At 57.7% G+C, this 16,371-nt stretch carries 12 protein-coding genes and 3 pseudogenes; 7 read left to right on the forward strand and 8 right to left on the reverse strand.

From position 1 onward, the window contains the following. Window positions 1-109: 109 nt before the first annotated feature. The 7 genes from GIW28_RS03635 to GIW28_RS03665 all read right to left on the reverse strand — a co-directional run bounded on the left by GIW28_RS03635 (window position 110) and on the right by GIW28_RS03665 (window position 7,865). Window positions 110-826, reverse strand: coding sequence for an autoinducer binding domain-containing protein (locus GIW28_RS03635; protein ID WP_017139034.1), 717 nt, complete (start codon window positions 824-826; stop codon window positions 110-112). Window positions 827-1,020: 194 nt separating this feature from the next. Continuing rightward, window positions 1,021-2,013 (reverse strand): LacI family DNA-binding transcriptional regulator, encoded by a 993-nt coding sequence (locus tag GIW28_RS03640; protein WP_169987118.1) that lies wholly within the window; start codon window positions 2,011-2,013, stop codon window positions 1,021-1,023. An 82-nt stretch (window positions 2,014-2,095) separates the two neighbouring features. Continuing rightward, on the reverse strand, window positions 2,096-3,565 hold the full coding sequence (locus tag GIW28_RS03645) for a glycoside hydrolase family 32 protein (protein ID WP_442963235.1): 1,470 nt from the start codon (window positions 3,563-3,565) through the stop codon (window positions 2,096-2,098). A gap of 29 nt (window positions 3,566-3,594) precedes the next feature. Further along, window positions 3,595-4,740 (reverse strand): sn-glycerol-3-phosphate ABC transporter ATP-binding protein UgpC, encoded by a 1,146-nt coding sequence (locus GIW28_RS03650; RefSeq protein WP_017139037.1) that lies wholly within the window; start codon window positions 4,738-4,740, stop codon window positions 3,595-3,597. A 27-nt stretch (window positions 4,741-4,767) separates the two neighbouring features. Next, window positions 4,768-5,610: a carbohydrate ABC transporter permease gene (locus tag GIW28_RS03655; RefSeq protein ID WP_170038687.1), complete on the reverse strand. Its 843-nt coding sequence runs from the start codon at window positions 5,608-5,610 to the stop codon at window positions 4,768-4,770. Then, complete coding sequence (locus tag GIW28_RS03660; RefSeq protein WP_099547696.1) at window positions 5,607-6,569, reverse strand: carbohydrate ABC transporter permease; 963 nt, start codon at window positions 6,567-6,569, stop codon at window positions 5,607-5,609. The genes GIW28_RS03655 and GIW28_RS03660 overlap by 4 nt, the downstream gene beginning before the upstream one ends. A gap of 21 nt (window positions 6,570-6,590) precedes the next feature. Further along, window positions 6,591-7,865: an ABC transporter substrate-binding protein gene (locus GIW28_RS03665; RefSeq protein WP_026013843.1), complete on the reverse strand. Its 1,275-nt coding sequence runs from the start codon at window positions 7,863-7,865 to the stop codon at window positions 6,591-6,593. A 164-nt stretch (window positions 7,866-8,029) separates the two neighbouring features. Between GIW28_RS03665 and GIW28_RS03670 the strand changes: the two genes are divergently transcribed. Then, window positions 8,030-9,595 carry a carbohydrate porin gene (locus GIW28_RS03670; protein WP_236447003.1) on the forward strand — a complete coding sequence of 522 codons (1,566 nt, stop codon included), beginning with the start codon at window positions 8,030-8,032 and terminating at the stop codon, window positions 9,593-9,595. A gap of 22 nt (window positions 9,596-9,617) precedes the next feature. Further along, window positions 9,618-9,831, forward strand: a pseudogene (locus GIW28_RS03675) (helix-turn-helix domain-containing protein); the annotation flags it as partial. Between the two features lie 389 nt (window positions 9,832-10,220). Here the strand turns inward: GIW28_RS03675 and fabI are convergent. After that, window positions 10,221-10,583, reverse strand: a pseudogene (gene fabI, locus GIW28_RS03680) (enoyl-ACP reductase FabI); the annotation flags it as partial. A gap of 43 nt (window positions 10,584-10,626) precedes the next feature. Between fabI and tnpC the strand changes: the two are divergent. The 5 genes and pseudogenes from tnpC to GIW28_RS03705 all read left to right on the forward strand — a co-directional run. Further along, window positions 10,627-11,759 (forward strand): annotated as a pseudogene (gene tnpC / locus GIW28_RS03685) (IS66 family transposase); the annotation flags it as partial. Window positions 11,760-11,828: 69 nt separating this feature from the next. Further along, a complete protein-coding gene (locus tag GIW28_RS03690; RefSeq protein WP_236447002.1) occupies window positions 11,829-12,236 on the forward strand; it encodes a DUF3224 domain-containing protein in 408 nt (135 codons plus the stop codon). A 268-nt stretch (window positions 12,237-12,504) separates the two neighbouring features. Next, the gene (locus GIW28_RS03695; protein WP_236447001.1) at window positions 12,505-13,767 is read left to right on the forward strand and encodes a serine hydrolase domain-containing protein; all 1,263 of its coding nucleotides are present in this window, start codon (window positions 12,505-12,507) and stop codon (window positions 13,765-13,767) included. Window positions 13,768-13,883: 116 nt separating this feature from the next. Continuing rightward, window positions 13,884-15,221, forward strand: a complete 1,338-nt coding sequence (locus GIW28_RS03700; protein WP_236447000.1) for an alginate export family protein — start codon at window positions 13,884-13,886, stop codon at window positions 15,219-15,221. Window positions 15,222-15,261: 40 nt separating this feature from the next. Continuing rightward, window positions 15,262-16,365 (forward strand): polyamine ABC transporter substrate-binding protein, encoded by a 1,104-nt coding sequence (locus tag GIW28_RS03705; protein ID WP_169987124.1) that lies wholly within the window; start codon window positions 15,262-15,264, stop codon window positions 16,363-16,365. The last annotated feature ends 6 nt before the right edge of the window (window positions 16,366-16,371 follow it).

Consider the following 16,371-nt stretch of genomic DNA (forward strand, 5'->3'; position numbering starts at 1 on the left):
GCTTAGGTACTGCTCTTTTGGGCAGGTGTGCCGCCAAGGTGCGAGTATCATTATTGTTGTTATCACTCAGCGACCTTAACGCATCAGAGGTGCGGAACTGAGTTGTGTGTCAGACGAGCAAGCCCAGTGAAGTGGCGCGCACTACGGTAGCGGTACAGTTATGGACGCCCAGTTTCGAGCCTGCATTGCGCAGGTGAAACTTGATGGTTTCCCGCGATAGCGAGAGGATCAAACCGATCTCGTGGGCGGTCTTGCCGTCGGCTGCCCACTTAAGGACTTCACATTCGCGCCGCGACAGCGATTTTTCCTGTGGTAATTGCCAGTGCGGTGTCAGCACGCGCAAGAAACCCTGATGGGCGACCTGCACCAAAAAACGCATGTATTTTTGATTGGCGGCAAGCTCTTGGGTAGTAATAGGGTCATTGGGGCGCGCCAGTGTCAGCATGCCGCCGCTGCCGCGGCCGTCCAGACAGGATTGCGCCCAACCGTGGGCTAGTCCGACGGCGCGGGCTTCCTCCCACATCTGCGGGTTTTGCTGGGTCATTTGCTCGTCCCAGACAATCGGTACCGTCGATTTCGTGCAGTGTTGTACCGTCGGGTCCACGGCGATGTATTCGCATTGGGTATAGCGTTGTCGCCACGAAGGCAGAAAGTTGTTGCTCATCACGACCTTGGGGCGGGTGACGGGTATAGGTATTCGGATCCCATAGGCGCAATAGTCAAACCCTAGATGTTTTGCAGTGCTTACGATCCGGGTCAACAATTCAACTTCGGTTCGGGCATTGTCGATCGTGTCTAGCAAATCATCCATCCACTTCACTGTCATTCTCCTTGAATTGACCTTGTTACGTTCTATCTGCGCCGAAAATCACTTTCGGAGGCACTGATGACGCAGGGCAGTGTTGTCATGGCTGGGTTGACTGATCGGCCACAACCACGCCGAGCCAGCAATGCCTGCCCCTGTCGTGCTACCGGTAGCTGGATAACTGAGGGCGGCTTTCGCCGAATTAACTAAATCCTTTATAGCGATGTCCTGGCAACCAATGGGCAATCAACTGGCTGGGCTCCGGATACGTCGAGGGCTTCGATCAGGTGCCGGGCGGCCCTGCGCCCGATCTCGTAGTACGGCAGTTGTACCGTTGTCAGCGGTGGGATGAACAGTTCAGCGATACCGATCATGTTGTCGTAGCCGAGTACTGCGACATCGTCTGGAATTTTCAGGCCACGGCCCAACAACAACTGATAGGCACAAAAGGCAATGCGGTCGTTGCCACAGATCAGAATGTCGAATTGGGGACGACCGTCCATGATGTGCCTGTCGAGGATGGCTGCGGTTTCACCATAGGCGTCATGATCAGAAAGGTCGTATTGCAGGAGTGCGTCAGGCGCCAGGCCGAATGCCTGACAGGCGCGCTGCATGCCTTTTTGTCGCAGGTGCCAGGCCAGGCTCTTTTTGGGCAAATTGATACACAGAGGGCGCCTATAGCCCTGGCTCAGGGCGTGGTGTACCGCCCGATACTGTCCCATTTCGTCGTCTGGCACATAACTGACCAGGTGACTGTCATCCGCCAGGCAATTGGCGAGTACCAGGGGTTTGCTCTTCAAACGCTCAGGAATGCACACCTGGCGTAACCCCATGGCACTGAAGATCAGCCCGTCGGGACGGTGCGATAGCATCAGGTCGATATTCTGGTCGCTGGGCGGGTTGCTTAGCAGATTGAGGATAAAGACATTCCAGCCAGCTTGCTGCGCGGTCTGTTCGATGGACAGCAGTAACTCGACAGCAAACGGTGTTGTAGCAGTGTCCAGTGCGAACACACCGATGGTTCGACTCTGGAGGTTGTCGCCGCGAATCTTTCGCGCCGACATGCTCGGTACGAATTGCAGTTCGTCAATGGCACGACGCACCCGCTGATAGGTTTCGGGGCTCAATTTTTCAGGATTGCTGAGCGCTCGAGAAACAGTCATCAGGGACACACCGGCCAGCTGTGCAACGTCTTTCACTGAAGTCATGCGAGGAGAAACCGGTCAGATTGACGACGAATCATGACACATGACACATGGTTTGCGCTTCTCGCGACTCCAATGATGCTGCTCATAACCATCCCGAGGCGAGAGACCATGCCCTGGAAATCGAGACACGTCCGCCACTCCCGCTTGCAACAAGCTTCACACCCAAACTACCGGGCTGTGGGTATAGGCGACTGCTGAGGCTGAAGCGCCCGTTTTCGTCGAATACCTCAATGGACGAACGATCGAGGAACACCCGCAGTGCCAGCACCCCTTGTGTCGGGTCTATCGCCACGCTGCGCTGACCGGTGACTTGTGCGCCTGAGTGGCTGCGGTCAAGTACCAGGCGCTGCAACACCGCGTCGTAGTAGAGCAGGGTCTGTTCATGGCCATCGTCGCTACAGCGCAAGGCGATCCCCAAGTGCCCATCGGTGCAGTCGAGCACATCCAGGTGCACATGGATTTCCAGCCTATCGCCATTCACGTGCGGCACGTCCCGGGTTCCCGGCTCATCCCACCAGGGCGTACTCGGCAACGCTGCCTGGCGCAGAGCGGTGAGCTCCCGTGCCGGAAACATGCAAAGGCGATCTGCGCTGAGTTCAAGCTCGCGTGGCAAACCGAGCATGCCGCACCAATGATGGGCCTGGCTTGGCATCGGGCTTTCCCACATGTCGAGCCACGCCCACACGAGGCGACGACCATCGGGGGCCAATAGCGTTTGTGCGGCATAGAAGTCGTGGCCATTATCCAGCTCGATAAACGGCCCGCCAGTGAAGTGCCACTCGTTGTCGAGTCGGCCCACGCGGTAACCCGTCTGGTACTTGTTGAGCCGTTCGTAACCTTCGGACTGCATTCCTTGAGGGGAGTACAGCAGTACATCGTGTCCGTTCAGCCGAAACAGGTCCGGGCATTCCCACATATAGCCATCACCCTCGCTGCCGCTTGCCACATAGTCGAGAAACTCCCAGGCGTGCAGATCGGTGGAACGGTACAACGGCAGCAGCGGCGTATCGCCCAGGCGTGCGCCGACAATGAGGTACCAGCAGCCATTTTCCTTCCATACCTTGGGGTCACGAAAGTGCATGATGGTGTCTTGCGGTGGGGTCTCGATGACGGCGCCATGCTTGACGAACTGGATGCCGTCAGTGCTGGTGGCCAGGCACTGAACTTGACGGATCAAGCGTTCATCCCCCACTTCTCCCAGCCAGGTGTGGCCGGTGTAGATCAGGGCCAAGGTCTCTCCACACACCACGGCACTACCGGAAAAACAACCGTCACGGTCGAAGTCTTCGCCAGGTGCCAGCGCGATGGGCAGGTGCTGCCAATGAACCAGGTCGGCACTCTTGGCGTGCCCCCAATACATAGGGCCCCATTTGGCTTCGAAGGGGTAATGTTGATAGAACACGTGGTATTCGCCACGAAAGTACACGACCCCGTTAGGGTCGTTCATCCAGCCTGCCGGGGGGGCGATATGATAATCGGGTCGATAATCCTGGATGACGCGAGACAGGCCATCAGTCAGTGCACGCTGCGCAAGGTCGAGGCAGGAAGACATTGGATCGCTGATGTTATTTGACGGCATGGTCATAGGGCCTGTACTCGGACTGCGTGCAGGGAGACATCACTGCGCGGGTTTTCAACAGTGTGGGGGGGGCGCTTCAAGGCAGTGCCGTCCTCGCCGAACAGGTGCAGGTTGTCGATGTCCAGCTGCAGCTCGACCCGATCGCCAGCCTGCCAGCCGGCGCTGACCTCACAACGACAGATCAGTGGCTCGTCCTGACCTGTTTCGAGGTGCACATACGTTTCGCTGCCAAGGTATTCGACCCCGGTCACGACGATTCCGGCGTCTGCCTCTGCCGCTTTGAGCGAAATGTGCTCGGGGCGAACCCCCAGGGTCAGCAGCGTACCCGCCGCCAGGTCGGCGCTCTCGAAGGGCAGGGTGGTCATGCCCAACACGGGGGCGTCGACCAGGCTGGTGGCTCCCGGGGCCTGCAGGCGTGCCGCCAGAAAATTCATTTTGGGCGAGCCGAGGAAACCGGCGACAAAGCGGCTTGCTGGACGCTCATAGAGTTCACGCGGTGAGCCGACCTGCTCTACGCGACCGCCGTTGAGCACAACAATTTTATCCGCCAGGGTCATCGCCTCCACCTGATCGTGGGTGACGTAGACCATTGTCGAGCCAAGTCGATCATGCAGCCGGGCGATTTCGTTGCGCATCTGCACCCGCAAGGATGCATCCAGATTGGAGAGCGGCTCATCGAACAACAAAATGTCCGGTTCGCGCGCCATGGCCCTACCCATCGCCACACGCTGACGCTGCCCGCCAGACAGTTCCTTTGGCTTGCGTTGCAGCAGTTTGTCCAACTGCAGGATTTGCGCAGTTTTCAGCACGCGCTCGCGCAGACTGGTCTTTTCAGTCTTGGCCAGTTTGAGACCAAAGCTGATGTTGTCGTAGACGCTCATATGCGGGTACAGCGCATAAGACTGAAACACCATGCCGACGCCACGCTCGCGCGGTTCCAGGTCGTTGACCCTTCGCCCGTCAATCAACAAGTCGCCGCCGCAGATGGAATCCAGCCCGGCGATCAGTCGCAGCAGGGTCGACTTTCCGCAACCCGAAGGGCCAACGAAGACCACGAATTCACCCGCAGCAATCTCCAGGCTGACGTCGCGAAGAATCCGTGCGCCGCCCAATTGTTTGTTCACATTATCTAGCTTCAATTTGATCACGATGCTGTTCCTTGTAGTTGTTGGGCATCAACCCTTTAGCGCGCCGGCAGTGAGGCCGGAAACGATTCGACGCTGGAAGATCAGCACCAGGACCACCAGTGGGACGGTGACCAGTACCGATGCGGCCATCAACAGCCCCCAAGGCAGCTCATGGGGGCTCCCGCCGGAAATCAAGGCGATGGCAACAGGCACCGTGCGTTGTGAGTCTGTAAGGGTGAAGGTCAAGGCGAACAGAAACTCGTTCCACGCGGCGATAAAGGCCAACAAACCGGTGGTGACCAGTGCGGGCCATAGCAGTGGCAACAGCACCCGGGTAAGCGTGACCCAGGGCGAAGCGCCATCCATGATTGCCGCTTCTTCCAGTTCATGAGGGAGTTGACCCATGAACGTGGTCAGCACCCAGACGGTGAAGGGCAGGGTGAAAATGGTGTAGCTCAGGATCAACGCCCAAGACGTGTTGTACAGGCCCAGAGCGCGGATCACTTCGAACAGCCCCGACAGTACCGCGACCTGGGGAAACATCGACACGCCCAGCACCATCATCAATACCGTGCCACGCCCACGGAATTTCACTCTTCCCAAGGCATAGGCGGCAGTCACACTGAGGAACAGCGCCAGCGTCACCACGCAAAGCGCGACCGTCAGCGAGTTACCGATAGCCCGCAGGAATGAGGCTTGGTGGAGTACCGTCGCATAGTTGGAAAAGTCGGGACTGTCGACCCAGTAACTGACCTCGAACAAAGCGCTGGACGGCTTTAGTGACGTCACGATGGCGTAATAGAAAGGGAAGACCGCATACAGCAACAAAACCCCGATCAGGCACCAGAACCCGAAGCGCAACAGCGCTTTTTTGAGTAAGCGCAGGCTCATGCTCGAACCTCCATTTGACGGCGTCCGAGGTAGAGGTAAAGCATGGCGATTACCGCAACGACCAGAAACAGCAGAGTCGAGGCCGCGCTGCCATAGCCAACATCCTGGAACTCCACCAAGTGTTGGCGGGCATAGACCGACATGCTCATGGTGCTGGAAGAGTTTGAGGTCAGCACATAGATGACGTCGAATACCCGCAGGGAATCGAGGATGCGGAAGATCGCGGCCACCAACAAGGCTGGCATCAACAGTGGAAGCGTAACGCGCCAGAACACTTTCAGCGGATGAATACCATCGACCTTGGCGGCTTCGTAACAATCGCTCGGCAACATCTGCAAGGCAGCCAGCATCAGTAGCGTGACAAAAGGCACCGTCTTCCAGACGTCGACGATGATGACCGCCCACATCGACAGATCCGCATCTGCTGTCCAGGCCAGGGGAGCATCAATCAGGCCGACGCTCAGCATCATGTGATTGATGATGCCGAACTGGTCGTTGAGCATCCATGACCAGATCTTCGCCGAGACAATGGTAGGAATTGCCCACGGAATCAGAATCAGCGCACGCACCAGGGAGCGGCCGGTGAACTTGGTGTTCAGCAGCAACGCCACCAGCAGCCCCAGGACGACTTCCAGTCCCACCGACACCACGGTGAAATGCAACGTGTTGCGCACGGCGTTCCACCATTGTGGATCAACCAGGATGCCCGACCAGTTGGCGCCGTCGCGGGACAGATAATTGCTCAAGCCCACGAAGGATCCGCCACCGGTGTCCGCCAGGTCGGCGTCGGTCAGGCTGAACCAGAATGTCCGTAGCAGCGGCCAGGCGGCCACCAGGGCCAGACACAGCAACATCGGTGTCAGAAACAGCCAGGCAGCGCGTATTCGGCGACGCTCTATGGGGGTTTCCCTGATGAGCAGGCGCTCATCAGGGCAGGCATGGGTAATAGAGGCAGGCATGGTGATTTTCTTCCTTGTGGCTTACCAGTTCTTGCGTTTGATGCGCGTGAGTTCGCTTTCCAGTTCGGCCAGTGCCTGATCGACAGGCAACTCGCCTGCCAGCACGCCATGCACTCGATCGAAGAACGCATTGGAGACCCGTGGGTAACGCTCGGCGGTGATTGAGGCGGGACGCATGACCCCGTCGCTGAGAATGCTGTGGAGCTGACTGTAATAAGGCATTGACGCGAGCAATTCGGGGTCCTGATACAGCGACTCGATAACCGGGTTATAGGCGCCGATCAGGGCACGGTGTTTTTGCTCTTGAGCACTGGTGAGGTAGCTCACCAACTCTGCCGCGAGTTTGGGATGAGCGCTGTAACGGGATACCGCCAGGCCCCAGCCGCCGAGCGTGGACGCATGGCTACCGGTCATGCCGCCTCGGGGCAGGGGAGCAACCCCAACCTTGTCCTTGACGACACTGTCCTGGCTTTGCACCAGGGCCCAGACATAAGGCCAGTTACGCATGAACAACGCATTTCCCGACTGGAATACGCCACGTCCTTCTTCCTCGGTGTAGTTGAGTACGCCGCGTGGGGAGATGTCGCCTACCCAGCTTTTCGCCAGGGCCAAAGCAGTTCTTGAGGCCTGACTGTTGACCACGATCTCTCCGCGTGGATTGACCAGCCCGCCTTCCGGTTGGCTGCTGATCCACTCCAGCGCATTACACGTCAGCCCCTCGTAAGCGCGTCCCTGGAAGATATAACCCCACGCATTGGCGTTCCCGGCGTTGCGTTCAGCCTGTTGAACCTCCCTGGCGGTAGTGGTCATTTCCTCCCAGGTCTGGGGAACCTGCTTGTTGTACTTCTCGAGCAAGTCCTTGCGGTAATACAGCAGGCCCGAGTCGGTGAACCACGGCATCGTTACTAGCCGTCCATTCACAGTCGCGTTATCCACCTGTGCCTGGAAGTAGCCTTGCGTCGCATCGGCGGGCAGCACGTCGCGCAAATCCAGCAGATGTTTGGCCAGCATCCCGGGCCACACCATATCGATTTGAATGATGTCGATGTCAGTGGACTGCGCGCTGAGAATTTGTTGGTAGAACGACAACCTCTCGGTCGCCGAGTTAGGCGTGGAAACCACTTGGACGTTGTGGCCGGTCTGTTTGGACCATGCCTCGACTGCCTCTTTGCAGAGTTGCAGCTCCGCACCCACCGCGCCGCACGAGATCGTCAAATCGGCTGCGTTCGAGACGGATGGAAGTCCGACACAGAGGGTGAACAGTGCGGCAGGAAGAAGAGATTTCAGATGTTTCATTGATCACCCTTTATTTTTGTTTTTAGAGAAGTTAACGTTAACACGGCCAAATGTATCAGCGTATTTGCGATAAGACATCCTTTTTTCGCCAATTGGAACAACTCGCAACTCACGCAAAAAAGCCCGGTCGCGGGAGCAAACAATAAAAAAATAGGAAATCCACCATGCGGAAAGGATCAAACTGGCTACTTGCAGGTGTGCTCGGCACATCGGCGGCAACCTCTCAGGCCATGACTCTGGAAGAGCGCATGGCCGCGTTTGAAGCCCGTGCCAGCGCAGCAGAACAGCGTGCAGCCGCGGCTGAACAGCAGACCCAAGCACTTGCCAGGGAACTGCAGCAGATCAAACTCGCCACACCTCCCTTGCAGCCCGCCGCGTCTACAGAGAAAGTCATTGCGGAGCCTGCTTTGGACACCCGGGTGGCGAAACTCGAAGCCCGTCAGCAAAGCCTGGAGAAAGAGGGCAATACCGGACACCTCACGGATGGGTTCAGCTTCCACGGCTATGCCCGCTCTGGATTGCTGGTCGACGAAGGGCTTGGTGGTGGCCGTGGTGGCCCTTATACAACGCCGGCCGGCTCGGTCGGTGGCGCAGTCGGGCGACTCGGTAACGAGGACGACACCTACATGCGTATAGACCTGTCGAAAGAAATCTATGCGCAAAACGGTACCCGTTCCAAATTCACGGTCTCCATCGCCGACGGGGTGGAAAGCTCCAATGACTGGACGGCCGACGAGAGCAAACTGAACGTACGCCAGGTGTTCACCGCGCTCGACCATGTGGCGGCGTTCAAAGGGAATTCAGTGTTCGAGAACGCCACGCTGTGGGCAGGCAAGCGATTTGATAGAGATAATTTCGATATCCACTGGTTGGACTCTGACGTTGTCTACCTGGCCGGCACCGGCGGTGGCATTTACGATGTGCAGATGAACAAGAATTGGCGCTCCAATTACTCCTTGATTGGGCGTAGCTACGGGGATTTCAGTCAGGGCGGTATTAATGCCAATGTGGAAAGCTACATCCTGACCTCCAACCAGTTCTTCGAGGAGGGTCAATGGCAGTGGATGTACAACGCCATCGGCGCAAAGAAAAACGATTTCGGTACCCGCACCAATAAGGCAGGTTTGACGCCTGCGAATTCCGGCTTGCACACCATGTTGGCCAATCACCAGAAAAACTTTTTCGGCAGAGAAGGCTTCTTCAAAACCGCGCTGCTCTATGGGCAAGGCCTGGGGGCCGAGGTCAAGAACGTTGGCTCGGACGGTGAACTGATTGACGACGCCCGCGCTCTGCGTCTTGCACTTTACGGTGAGACGCCTATTGCGCCTGACTGGCGCATCGGGCCCAGTTTGCTGGCCGAACAGAGCAAGGACAGATACGTCAAGGGTGACGACTACCGCTGGCTAACCCTCAACGTGCGATTGGCTAACCAAATCAACAGCAACTTCGAGATGGCCTACGAAATGAGTTGGCAAACCATGAAGCTCGACCCCAAGGGCTATCTACAACGTAATGCGGTCGACGGTAACTTCTGGAAATTCACTGTCGCCCCGACATTCAAACTTGACGTTGGAGATCTTCTCACACGCCCCGAATTGCGAGTGTTCGCAAGCTTCATGAACTGGTCTTCGGATCTGGACAGATTCAGTACCACAGACTCCTTTGGCATGACGGACTTCCACGCTGGAGGCGTATGGCAATACGGCATACAGATGGAAACCTGGTTTTAATATTTGAACGCGTCCGGCCAACCGCCTTCAGCGCACCTGTCGGCTGTTGTCGCAAACAGAGATGTCGGCTGCAGACATCTGCTTTGAAGTTGGCTATGAAGACCTCTCTAACTTCAACAGACACTTTCGCATCGAAATGGAACAGACACCGAGCGAATATCGTCGCGGAACAGGCAATGACGTTATTCAATCGAAACGGTGCTCATCAATCCCTGCCTTTCACCAAAGCGCATTGAGTAAGTGATTACCGGTCGAAGCTGATCAGCCAGCAGTTGTCCCTACGACAAGAAAATGAGGAAATGACGATGATATTGCCTCGCGCAGTGGTATTTGGCGAAGCCCTGACTGAATCGCCCCGGGTTTCGTAGACACCTCTTTGCCTTACATTGGATTAATATCGAGCCGTGTGAGTTGCATGGGATTAATCATTAAGATGGGGGGCCGTAACATAACGCATTTACGTCCCCCGGTAACCGGGGCAAGTTGGATTTCTTGCCTATACGGTTAAGTTATTTCAGCAAATGAATGCTTCATGAGTCTCCAGGTGGCGGCCTATTGGCCGCCCCTGATCCAAAAGTGCAGAAGCATTGAGTCTTAATAACAAGCTTCCGCAACCTATGAAGCCTCAATCTTCAATGTTGCCCATCGCTGTGGTATTGAAGCCGCCATCGACATACAGTATTTCGCCGCTAATTCCGGACGCCAGCTCCGAACACAAGAATGCGCCAGCGTTGCCAACTTCTTCGATAGTAACGTTGCGGCGCAGTGGAGTCTGCGCCTCGTTAGCCGCGAGCATCTTGCGGAAGTTCTTGATACCTGATGCGGCCAGCGTGCGTATCGGGCCAGCCGAGACGGCATTGACGCGAGTGCCTTGCGGGCCTAGTGAGCCGGCAAGATAACGTACACTGGCTTCGAGAGAGGCTTTTGCCATGCCCATGACGTTATAGTTAGGCATGGTGCGTTCCGCGCCCAGGTAGGAAAGACAGAGTGCACAATGCAGTCCAGGCTGTCCCAATGAGCGCCCAAGGCTCGCGGCGCAGTTGCTGTCCCAGGTTGATTCTCTCGGGCAGCAGGTCGACCGGATGGGCAAGAAGAACGACCGCTACCAAACCATCATCGAGCAGCTCACCCACGAAATCGCCTGGTTCAAACGTAACAAGTTTGCCAAGCGCAGTGAGCAATTGAGCCCTGCCCAAGGCTGCCTGCTCGACACCGACATCGCGGCCATCGAAGCCGAGCTGAAGGCGTTGAATCCGCCGGCCGCGCCGGCCTGGCTATCGCCCGCTCGACACTGGCGCAGTGGGTCGGCCAAACTGGCGTGCAGTTCCAACCCTTGGTCGACGCACTGCGCGAAACAGTGCTTGCTCAAGGCGTGATCCACGCTGACGAAACGCCGGTGCAGATGCTCGCGCCGGGCGAGAAGAAAATCCATCGCGCTTATGTCTGGGCCGAATGCACTACGCCTTTTTCGGCGCTCCAGGCAGTGGTGTACGACTTCAGCCCAAGCCGTGCGGGCGAACATGCACGCAACTTTCTTGGCCCGTGGAATGGCAAGCTGGTTTGCGATGATTTTGCCGGCTACAAAGCCAGCTTCCAACAAGGCATCACCGAAATCGGCTGCCAGGCCCACGCCCGCCGCAAGTTTTTCGATTTGCACGCGACGAATAAAAGCCAACTGGCTGAGCAGGCGCTGCACTCAATTGGCGGGTTGTACGAAATTGAACGGCAAGCGCGGGAAATGACCGACGAAAATCGCTGGCGAATACGCCAGGAAAAAGCGGCCCCCATTATCGACGCACTGCATACCTGGATGTTGGCCCAGCGTGATCTTGTGCCCGAAGGGTCGGCTATCGCGAAAGCTCTGGATTACAGCCTCAAACGCTGGACGGCACTGACTCGATATCTCGAGGACGGGGCTGTGCCCATAGATAATAACGCGGTCGAAAATCAGATAAGGCCGTGGGCACCTGGACGCTCGAACTGGTTGTTCGCCGGGTCGCTACGCAGCGGTAAACGGGCAGCTGCGATCATGAGCTGGATTCAGTCCGCCCGCATGAATGGGCATGATCCTTATGCGTATCTGAAAGATGTGCTGACGCGCCTGCCGACGCAGCGAGCAAGTGAGATCGACCAACTGCTGCCAGAGCATTGGATCTCGGCCTGACGTTCTCAACGTGAGGGTGCTCTTGCATTAGAATGACCGCTCAACTCATATGGAACAGGATTGATCCGAATGGAAGCGCGAGCCACTTTTTCCTCCAAGAATGTCAAACCAACTGACCTGACTCTCACGCCCGAAATTACAACAGGCTTACCAGTGTCGATCAGCTCCATGGAAAAGTCCTATACAGGAGCTATCGATGGTATTTCTTCAACAGCCTTTACTGCGGCGTTCGACCAAGCGTCAAGAAGGGGCAGCTACATCGCGATGGAGAGTTTCAAGGGTACGGTGAATGGGGTAGAGGGTTCCTTTAACTTCATTCATTCCGCCTCCACTACCGGAATTGATCGTGCAGATGAGTTTTTCTGCATAGTTGGAGGCAGTGGTACGGACGGTTTGAAAGGGATATCAGGGTCAGGAGGGATCACAATTGACACCGATGGAACGCACCATATTTGGTTGAATTACCACCTCGAATAATTTAACAAACCGTAAGGGGCACCGCCCCTGACGCACCAGGGAGGTGTCCTGGCTAGGTGCTTACCGTGGCTTTGCCGGACGCTTACCTTTGATCGACGGTAACAATCCACGCAAAGGTAATGTGTGACCACACAGGCTGCAGTTGCCCCGGGCACTGCGTGCAAGGGGATATATTTTCATGGTAAAAAGTTTTATTGACTAAAATATTATATGGGGTAATTATTTCTCTGCATCTGCTTCATGCAGAGTCATCTTCAGGGTTACCCCGATGAGTCATAAAGCCCAATTCTCCCTCGCGACTTCTTATGTCGAGGCCAATGAGTCTTCATTGGCCACTCGCGTGGCGCCGCTGCTGATGCAGGGGTTTCCCGCCGCGCCGGAACACCGGGTAACGTGGAGCAACTGGATGCGCGCGCCCTTCAATCAATGGGGGTTTCGTCATCTGTCTCGACTGCGCCCCAGCATTGATGTGTCGGCGGGGCCAGGGCCTGCCGGTCAGATCCAGGAGGCGCCGCGCGCGCTGGATCAGCTGTGTTTCGACAGTGAGAGTGGGCTGGGCATCCGTGTGATCGAGCACCTCGTCGCCAGCCAGACGGACGCCTTTTTGGTGATGCAGGGTGACACGGTGTTGTACGAGCGCTACTTCAACGGTCAGCGCGCCTGTGACCGGCACATCATGTTCTCGGTCACCAAGTCGCTGATCGGTACCTTGGGTGAACAGTTGGTGACGAGCGGCGTGCTCAAGCCCGAGCGGCCGGCCGCTTACTACGTGCCTGAACTGGCGGGCAGCGCATTTGGCGATGCGACGGTGCGCCAATTGTTCGATATGGCGGTGGGCATCGACTACAGCGAAGTGTATGACGACCCCAATTCACAAAGCTCGCAGTACGGCTATGCCTGCGGCTTTCAACCCGCACCGGCGCAGTACGCGCAGTTCGAATCGTTGTACCAGTACTTGCCATCCCTCAAGAAACGCGGCAGCCACGGGGGCTTTTTCCATTATGTGACGGCCACCACCGAAGCCTTGGCGTGGGTCATGGAACGTGCCTCGGGCAAGGCCTGCAGTCAGATGCTGGAGGAGGTCTGGGGGCGCCTGGGATGCGAGCGCGACGGCTATTTTTTGGCCGATCCCTGGGGCCGTAACGTGGCCGGGGCGGGCTTCAGCGCCACCTTGAGAGACATGGCGCGTTTCGGTCGCCTGCTGGCCAACAACGGTTGCCACGACGGCGTTGAGCTGCTGTCGCCCGAGACTGTGGCCCGTATCACCGCCGGCGCGGATCCAGCGATCTACGCGCAAAATGCTGAGTTCTCCCGCTGGACGCCCGGTGCGTCCTATCTAAGCCAGTGGTACGTGTTCAACGACCACAGCCAGGCCCTGATGGCCGGGGGTATTCACGGCCAGTACCTGTTCATCGACAAGCCGTCCGGCGTAGTGATCGTCAAGCAGTCTTCGCTTACCGATGCGGTCAGCCCATTTGATACTGACAGCGTGCGCATGCTGCGCGCGATCGCCGCCCACCTGAGCCACTGACCCACGCCAAACAATAAGAGTTTTGCGTTCTATTCACCTGGCTTGCCCAGGTGTTGGCGGCGCCCTGCGTCGCCATTGACTGCCCTGTAACAACAATAATTCCACAGGAGCTTCTTATGGTATTCAGCAAGCGTTTCTCTCGAGCGCTGTTGGCGGTCGGCTTACCCTTGACCACCCACGTCGCATTCGCGGGCTACACCTTTGAGGACGGCGATCTCAAGGGCGAAGTCAATCTCACCGCAGGCGGGGCAACGTTGTTTACCCGTGGGGTCAACTTCGGCAGCGGCCGGGTCGATGCGCGCAACGGTAAAAACGGCGGCGCCCGGATCAACTGGCAAGAGGTTTACGTAAAACCGGGGGTCAAACTCGAGTACGCGCTGCAACCGGATTTCAGCCTGCTCGCGGGCGGTTCCCTGGTGGCGGCGAGCACCTTTGGCGATGGTGATGCGGGTGGCTTCAGCCGCAGCTCCGATGGCAAGGCCGCCGCCGAAGAACTCTATGGCGGTTTTCGCGCCGGCGAGTGGAAGCTCACCGCCGGCCGCCAGAACTACATGATCGGTACGGGGTTCATCGTCATGGATGGCAACCTCGACCAGTTCAAGGATGGCGCCTACTGGCTCGGCCCGCGAACCGCGTTCAGGGATTCGGCGATCCTCGCCTGGGATCATGGTGCGCTGAGGTCTCAGGCTTTCACCTTGCGCACCGATGATGACTTGGGCGATTTTCGCATGACCGGCGTCAACCTGGATTACAACCTCGATGACCAGGTGACGCTCGGCGCCATGGCCATGAAGGTCAATGCCCTTGGCCCCAGAGGTAGCACGCTCCCGCGCCGCCGGGACGGGATGCAGGTGTACAACCTGCGGGCGCTCAACGCCAAAGTGCCCGGCGTACAGGCGCTGACGCTGAATGCTGAGTACGCGCTGGAGCGGGGCAGCGGCGAGGGTGTCGATTACGCTGCCAGCGCCTGGTATGCCCAGGCCGACTATGCCTTCAACACCTTGCCGCTGACGCCGGTCCTTGGCTACCGCTACGCGAGCTTTTCCGGCGACGACAACCTCACCGACAACCGGCAAAAAGCCTGGGACCCACTGAGCAAAGGCTTCGTCGACTGGAGCACGTGGCTGGTCGGGGACGTGGTCGGCAATTACCTGCTGTTCAACAGCAACGAAAATGTCCAGCAGTTCTCCCTCAAGACCCACCTCAACGAAACCCTGACCCTCGGCGCGATTCACTACCAGTTCTGGCTGGATGAGAAAAACTACCTGGGCGCACCGGTCAGCGATCGGCGCTTTGCCGACGAAAGTGTGGTTTTCCTCGACTGGACACCCACGCCGTCGTTCTATACGTCGCTGTCCTACAACTGGGTCAAGCCACTGGCCGCCGCCAAACAGGTGTTTGGCGATGACCAGACGTTCAGTGCGCTGGAACTGTATTTCACCTACCGCTATTAAGTGCTGCGAGCCATCGCGGCCGCGCTGGAGTGTTTTGATCATGAACAGATTTCTGCGTAATACCGTGCTGGGCACTGTCGCCTCGTTGCTCATCAGTGGTGTTTGCCTGGCTGAAGAACGCACCGTACGGATCTACAACTGGATCGAATACCTGCCACCCGAAGTGCTGAAGAGCTTCGAGGAAGAAACCGGCATTCGGCCTATTTATGATGTGTTCGACAGTGCCGAAACCATGGAGTCCAAACTCTTGACGGGCAACTCCGGGTACGACGTGGTGTTCCCCGGCACCGCTAACCTGGGGCACTTGATCACGGCCGGTGCCGTGCAACCGCTGGACCGCAAGCAGTTGCCCAACTGGCAGCACCTGGACCCGCAGTTCATGCAGTCCCTGGAAGCCGTGGGTGACACCGGCAACCGCTACGCCGCGCCTTACCTGTGGGGCACCACATTGATCGGCTACAACGTCGACAAGGTGCGCAAAGCCCTCGGCCCCGACGTGCAAATGAACAGCTGGGACATCATCTTCAAGGAAGAAAACCTCGCCAAGCTCGCCAGTTGTGGCGTGGGTTTCCTCGACGCCGGCAACGAGATCCTGCCGATTGCCTTGCACTACAAGGGCCTCGACCCTAATAGCCAGAAGCGTGAGGACTATGTGCAAGCCCAGGCGGTGATGATGAAGATTCGCCCTTACGTGACTTACTTCAACTCGTCGCGCTACGGCATGGACCTGGCCAACGGTGATATCTGTGTGGGCGTGGGCTGGTCCGGCGGCGTCGCACTGGCCATGCGTCTGGCAGATGCCGCCGGCAAGGGCGTCAAGGTCCAGATGGCACTGCCCAAGGAAGGCGCGCCGATGTGGTCGGACGTGATGATGATCCCGGCCAAGGCCCCTGATCTGGCGGAGGCCCATGCGTTCATCAATTACATCCTGCGCCCGGACGTGATTGCCCGTATCAGCAACAAGATCGGCTACCCCAACCCGAACAGGGACGCTACCGCGCTGGTGGACGCCAGCATCCGCAACGACCCCAACATGTATGTGCCGGACGAAGCGCGCAAGACCCTGTTTGCCCTGGAGCCGATTCCGGCCGCCGTGGAGCGCATCCGTACCCGCGCCTGGACCGCCATCAAGAGCAACCGATGATCTGTG

The organism is Pseudomonas sp. PA-5-4B, assembly GCF_021606215.1.
In the GTDB taxonomy this organism is placed as follows: Bacteria; Pseudomonadota; Gammaproteobacteria; order Pseudomonadales; family Pseudomonadaceae; genus Aquipseudomonas; species Aquipseudomonas edaphica.

Excerpts from the sequence above, each read along its gene's own strand:
- GIW28_RS03665 (WP_026013843.1), bottom strand. The coding sequence starts at position 7,865 with ATGAAACATCTGAAATCTCTTCTTCCTGCCGCACTGTTCACCCTCTGT.
- GIW28_RS03695 (WP_236447001.1), top strand. The coding sequence starts at position 12,505 with ATGAGTCATAAAGCCCAATTCTCCCTCGCGACTTCTTATGTCGAGGCC.
- GIW28_RS03655 (WP_170038687.1), bottom strand. The coding sequence starts at position 5,610 with ATGAGCCTGCGCTTACTCAAAAAAGCGCTGTTGCGCTTCGGGTTCTGG.
- GIW28_RS03640 (WP_169987118.1), bottom strand. The coding sequence starts at position 2,013 with ATGACTTCAGTGAAAGACGTTGCACAGCTGGCCGGTGTGTCCCTGATG.
- GIW28_RS03705 (WP_169987124.1), top strand. The coding sequence starts at position 15,262 with ATGAACAGATTTCTGCGTAATACCGTGCTGGGCACTGTCGCCTCGTTG.
- GIW28_RS03690 (WP_236447002.1), top strand. The coding sequence starts at position 11,829 with ATGGAAGCGCGAGCCACTTTTTCCTCCAAGAATGTCAAACCAACTGAC.
- GIW28_RS03660 (WP_099547696.1), bottom strand. The coding sequence starts at position 6,569 with ATGCCTGCCTCTATTACCCATGCCTGCCCTGATGAGCGCCTGCTCATC.
- GIW28_RS03670 (WP_236447003.1), top strand. The coding sequence starts at position 8,030 with ATGCGGAAAGGATCAAACTGGCTACTTGCAGGTGTGCTCGGCACATCG.
- GIW28_RS03700 (WP_236447000.1), top strand. The coding sequence starts at position 13,884 with ATGGTATTCAGCAAGCGTTTCTCTCGAGCGCTGTTGGCGGTCGGCTTA.
- GIW28_RS03635 (WP_017139034.1), bottom strand. The coding sequence starts at position 826 with ATGACAGTGAAGTGGATGGATGATTTGCTAGACACGATCGACAATGCC.
- GIW28_RS03645 (WP_442963235.1), bottom strand. The coding sequence starts at position 3,565 with ATGTCTTCCTGCCTCGACCTTGCGCAGCGTGCACTGACTGATGGCCTG.